Origin of the sequence: Methanobacterium formicicum (genome assembly GCF_029848115.1) — an archaeon.
Classification (GTDB): domain Archaea; phylum Methanobacteriota; class Methanobacteria; order Methanobacteriales; family Methanobacteriaceae; genus Methanobacterium; species Methanobacterium formicicum.
In genome coordinates this window covers 17,501-22,500 of the sequence record NZ_JARVXG010000036.1, presented here as the reverse complement: position 1 = coordinate 22,500, position 5,000 = coordinate 17,501, and the positions used below count along the sequence as shown (strand labels likewise).

The window sequence follows — 5,000 nt, the reverse complement described above, 5'->3', positions numbered from 1 at the left end:
ACCAGCTCATTCGTAATTCCTCAATTACCGCAGTTAAAAGGTCCATGGACCGGGCAGTGGAGTGGAATGCAGATCTGGTAGTGGTACATCCCGGAAGCATGCCCATTATGGGGAAAAAAATAGCAGATAGCATATTAAAGTACAACCTGGAATCTCTGGTAGAATGTGCGGACTATGCCCAGGATTTGGGTATCTACATGTGCGTGGAGAATATGCCGGTGATCGAAGGTCTGCTCTACCAGGATTTAAATGAATTGAACTCCCTTCTCGAAGAAATTGAGGTATACATGACTCTGGATGTTGGACATGCCCATAATTCTGGCTTTTCATCCGCCCAAATGTTTGATTATTCCCTGATTAAGCACGTGCATCTGAGTGACAATGATGGAACATTCGACCAGCACAACGCTCTGGGCACGGGAAATATAGACTTTAATTCAATCTTTAAAAACATGGCTGAAGCCCAGTATGATGGAATTGTGATGGTAGAAGTGAAAGATCCCCAGGATGTTATTCAAAGCCTGAATTTCATAGAAAAAATGGTTTAAGGAACTGTTCTTTAAACCCTCTAATAATTTAAAAAAACATCTTTAAATTCCATTAATCCGGTATTTGATTAGAAATAACTAAAAATTGCGAATAATTACTTAATAAAAATCAAAAAATGCATTTAAAACTAAATTTATTTTAAAAAAGGGAATTGATTTAGTAGATTTAAAAAAAAATATCCATGGCTGGTTTTTAATGTTTAGGACCAGCCAAATTCAGTTAATTTTTTTAGGTGGGCCTGTAGAACTGTGTTGTTTACCAGTACATTGTCAATACCTATATCAACAGTTGTGGTAGTTTCAGGGTGATCTGAAATTGGAACTAATGATTTAGAAGTTATTTCAGGTTCTGGTGATTCTACAGTTGCATTGGGAGTTACTGTGGTATTATTTGTATTCTGTACTGAAGTTTCCTCGGTAGACTGGGCTGTGACTTCAGGCTCTTTTTCCAGGACAGCTGGGATCAATCGAGCCCTTGCACCGGATCCAGATTTATCGTATCCAGTACATCCATCGTAGTCTGCATCACAGATGGAACAGGTAACTTCACCTTCGTAAGTTCCCTTGGGATTCACTAATAGGCAACCGTAATGGTCACACAGGGGACAGTAATCCTCCCAGTAGTAGTATCCAGATTCTCCTCCGTACATTCCTCCAGGCATGAAATACCCGCCTATACTTGAAGCACTACTCACCGGCAGTGCACATAACACTAAAGCAGCAATAGTAACCGCTTTAAATAAATTTCGCTTAATAAAATTCCTCCGTTGGTTCATTCCGACAAAATCATGCCAATTTCGGACATGCCACTAATTTGCGGACCATTTGGGTTTTGTCAGTTTGCCACAATCGCCACTAAAGACTATTGGGTTCTTTGAACCTCATACCGTACATTGAAACACCTCTAATTTGTGAATTTAGTATTATATAATAAAATAGCACGGGGACATGACCCCTGCTATTTTTGAGCATTCTCTTTAAAAAGAGACATTGCTAGCAGATAGATAAAAAAAGACACTATCAACAAAACCATAATGGCACAAAATACTGATTGACCATTATGTGAATGTTATAAAATATTTTAACCGTTAAAAAACGTATTAAAGCCTAAATTGGTTTTTATAAAATATATAATACATCTATTGCATGTTATTAACTATCGGGAATAATGATTCGACATAATTCATTTATTTTACACATCTTTTTGCTTTACTACTATATATAGTTTGCGCCACAAAACCCAAGTTTTCCCTCACCCTTAACTTACTATCTATTATAACCAGGATGAACCTTTAAAAAAATTTTACTGAACTGGCACACAAATACTTAATTAGAACATTTAATCTAATTTTGGATCATAGTGAATTTTATTCGAAAAGAAAGTTTGAAAGAAATGTGGAAATTAAGAAAAAAATTAGGGGATGTTTTTCTTGAAAATTGGAATAATAGGTGGAACTGGAGATCAGGGACTGGGACTGGCAATGCGATTTGCCCAAGCAGGAGAACAGGTAATTGTAGGGTCAAGGGATGTTAAAAAGGCGGATAATGCAGTTAACCTCATTAAAAGCACGTTGAAATCCGATGAATCCACCAATGTTAAGGGAATGACCAATGAAGAAGTATGCCATGAAGCGGATCTGTTGATTTTAACGGTACCCCTTCAGGCCCAGATGGTTACCCTCAAAAGTATAAAAGACCATGTGGAAGGTAAGATTCTAATTGACGCCACTGTTCCCATGGAAAGCTGTCTGGGTGGCAGTCCCGTGAAGTACGTTAATGTGTGGGATGGCTCCGCAGCAGAAAGAAGTGCTAATTTTCTTAAAAGTAAAAACGTGAAGGTAGTATCTGCTTTCAACAATATCAGTGCGGCCAGTCTAACCAATATAGGTAACATTGTGGAGTGTGATTGTTTAATCTCCGGAGATGATGAGGAATCCAAACAAGAAGCCATGAAACTGGCCGAAAAAATACCAGGAGTCCGGGCCATAGACTGTGGAAACTTGGAAAACGCTCGGATTGTGGAAAAAATTACTCCTCTCTTGATAAACCTCAATATACGCAATAAAATTAAACTAGCCGGTATCAGAATCACCGGACTTTAAGTTAACAACAAATTCCCGCAAATAACCCTATTCATGGATAATGAAAAAAAAATAAAGGTTCATAGAATATGGAATATCTAAAAAAAACCGTAGAAGGAATAGCCAAACATGCCCTGGAAGTTATTGGCCGCATTGACTTTGAACAGGTAGAACAGATGATCCAATGCATAACTGAGTCTAACTCCACCTTCATTGTCGGTAGCGGAAGGTCAGAACTGGTGGGTAAAGCCTTTGCCATGCGCCTGATGCACCTGGGATTCACAGTACATGTGGTGGGCGATGTAACCACCCCGGCCCTTACCCAAGAGGACTGCCTCATAGCAATCTCCGGTTCAGGAGAAACCAAAACCGTAACCCTTGCTGCAGAAACCGCCCGTGAAGTTGGTACTAAAGTAATAGGGATAACCACCGACCCCCAGTCCACCCTGGGAAAGAATTCCGACGTGGTGGTAAACATCGACAGTAAAAGCAAAGTTCCCTGGAAATACTACACCTCCCATGTTCTCAAGGGAAACTACGATGATCTGACCCCTATGGGAACCCTTTTCGAGGATAGCAGCCACTTGTTCCTGGACGGTTTGATTGCCGAATTCATGGTCCGTCTGAACAAAAAAGAAGACGACTTGCAGCGGTTACATGCCAGGGATTAACCTCAAAATCCAGTGAAAGTCATTTAAACTTAAAAACATATTCAGACTACCCTTACCATCCCTGGAATTAATTTTTCCAGTACATTTTAAAAAAATAGGTGAAATTATATGGATGCCGAGTTAATTGGAGAACTAGTAATAATCAAAGATAAAAAAGCAGTGGCTTTAAGTGAGAAAAGCCACTACGGTAAATACAACCAGGAAGAACTGCAACTTTCATTAATAGAGGCCTTTTATCTCCAGGAAAAGGGAAAAATAAATATTTTAAACCGTGAAAATCAGGGAAAAATCATCTCACCCCACCAGATGAGGAAGATTATCCAGAATGAAGACCTCTTTTACCGCTACATCGTTTACCAGGACCTCAGAAACCGAGGATATATAGTTAAAACTGGTTTCAAATATGGTTCTGAATTTAGATTATACGAAAGAGGTAAATCCCCTGGTAATGGTCATTCCGATTTTGTGGTGAGGGTTTTAACTGAAAATCAGGATATATCCGTGCTTAATTTTTCCAGCTATGTTCGCGTGGCCCATGGAGTTAACAAGAAACTCCTGCTGGCAGTGGTGGATGATGAACAGGACATAACCTACTACAATGTTGAGTGGACCCGACCATAATGATTTTGAAGGCATACCAAACTTTATAAACTAATTAAACAACGATTATCATATTAAAGGTGATTTATTGATAGATCCATGGAGTTCAGCCATAGTAAACTATGAAAAGCTCATTGAAGAATTTGGAATAAAACCATTCCAAGAACTTTTAGGTGACCTGGAAGATCCCCACACTCTCATGAGAAGGGGAATCATATTTGGACATAGAGATTATGGTAAAATTGTTAAAGCCATCCGTGAAAAGAGTAAATTCGCAGTGGTAACCGGTATGATGCCCAGTGGGAAAATGCACATAGGCCACAAAATGATCGTGGACCAGCTCATCTGGTACCAGGAAAATGGCGCCGAAATCTACATTCCCATTGCCGATATGGAATCTTACTCTGCCCGGGGAATTGAATTTCCAGAGGCCAAGAGAATTGCCATTGAAGAATACATAACCAACTACCTGGCCCTGGGTCTGGATCCCGATAAAAACCTGCACATTTACCTGCAGTCTGAAAACAAAATAGTGACTGATCTGGCCTATAAACTGGCAAAAAGGGTAAATATGAATGAAATGAAAGCAATTTACGGTTTTAACGGGTCAACCAACATTGGACATATCTACGCACCCCTCATACAGGTGGCCGACATATTACACCCCCAACTGGAGGAGTGTGGAGGCCCTAAACCCACGGTGGTTCCAGTAGGACCAGACCAGGACCCACACATACGCCTAACCCGAGATATTGCCGACCGTTTCCATTCCAAGTTCCATTTCATAACCCCCTCTTCCACCTACCACCGTTTCATCACCGGTTTGACCGGGGGTAAAATGTCAAGTAGCCAACCAAAAACTGCCATATTCCTGAGTGACCCCCCAGAAGTGGCTATGAAGAAACTAAAATCCGCCAAAACCGGTGGAAGAGAAAGTTTAGAAGAACAAAAAGAGAGAGGAGGAGTTCCTGAGGATTGTGTAGTGTATGAGATGTTACTCTATCATCTTGTACCATCAGATACCCGGTTAAAAGAGATATACCACCAGTGCCAGGAAGGTAGCGTAATGTGTGGCGAATGTAAAGCCATGGCTGGTGAGA

Annotated in this window: 6 protein-coding genes (2 of these 6 running past the window's edge); 5 read left to right on the top strand and 1 reads right to left on the bottom strand. The window is 40.3% G+C overall.

Annotated elements, in window-relative coordinates; all coding sequences use genetic code 11:
• On the top strand, positions 1-548 hold the 3' portion of the coding sequence (locus QC759_RS03430; protein WP_048072207.1) for a sugar phosphate isomerase/epimerase family protein. Its footprint begins 202 nt before the window's first position; 548 of the gene's 750 nt are visible here — the last part of the coding sequence; the start codon falls outside the window, past its left edge; its stop codon occupies positions 546-548.
• A 200-nt stretch (positions 549-748) separates the two neighbouring features.
• On the opposite strand, the gene QC759_RS03425 is transcribed toward QC759_RS03430, so the two are convergent.
• Positions 749-1,261 (bottom strand): hypothetical protein, encoded by a 513-nt coding sequence (locus QC759_RS03425; RefSeq protein WP_231862990.1) that lies wholly within the window; start codon positions 1,259-1,261, stop codon positions 749-751.
• A 717-nt stretch (positions 1,262-1,978) separates the two neighbouring features.
• Here QC759_RS03425 and npdG point away from each other — a divergent pair.
• The 4 genes from npdG to QC759_RS03405 all read left to right on the top strand — a co-directional run.
• Positions 1,979-2,650, top strand: a complete 672-nt coding sequence (gene npdG / locus QC759_RS03420; RefSeq protein ID WP_048072209.1) for an NADPH-dependent F420 reductase — start codon at positions 1,979-1,981, stop codon at positions 2,648-2,650.
• 68 nt (positions 2,651-2,718) lie between these two features.
• Complete coding sequence (gene hxlB / locus QC759_RS03415) at positions 2,719-3,300, top strand: 6-phospho-3-hexuloisomerase (RefSeq protein WP_048072210.1); 582 nt, start codon at positions 2,719-2,721, stop codon at positions 3,298-3,300.
• A 108-nt stretch (positions 3,301-3,408) separates the two neighbouring features.
• A complete protein-coding gene (gene endA / locus QC759_RS03410; protein ID WP_048072211.1) occupies positions 3,409-3,921 on the top strand; it encodes a tRNA-intron lyase in 513 nt (170 codons plus the stop codon).
• A gap of 67 nt (positions 3,922-3,988) precedes the next feature.
• Positions 3,989-5,000: the 5' portion of a tryptophan--tRNA ligase gene (locus QC759_RS03405; RefSeq protein WP_048072212.1), read on the top strand. The gene runs 98 nt beyond the window's last position; 1,012 of the gene's 1,110 nt are visible here — the first part of the coding sequence; it begins with the start codon at positions 3,989-3,991; its stop codon lies off the right edge, out of view.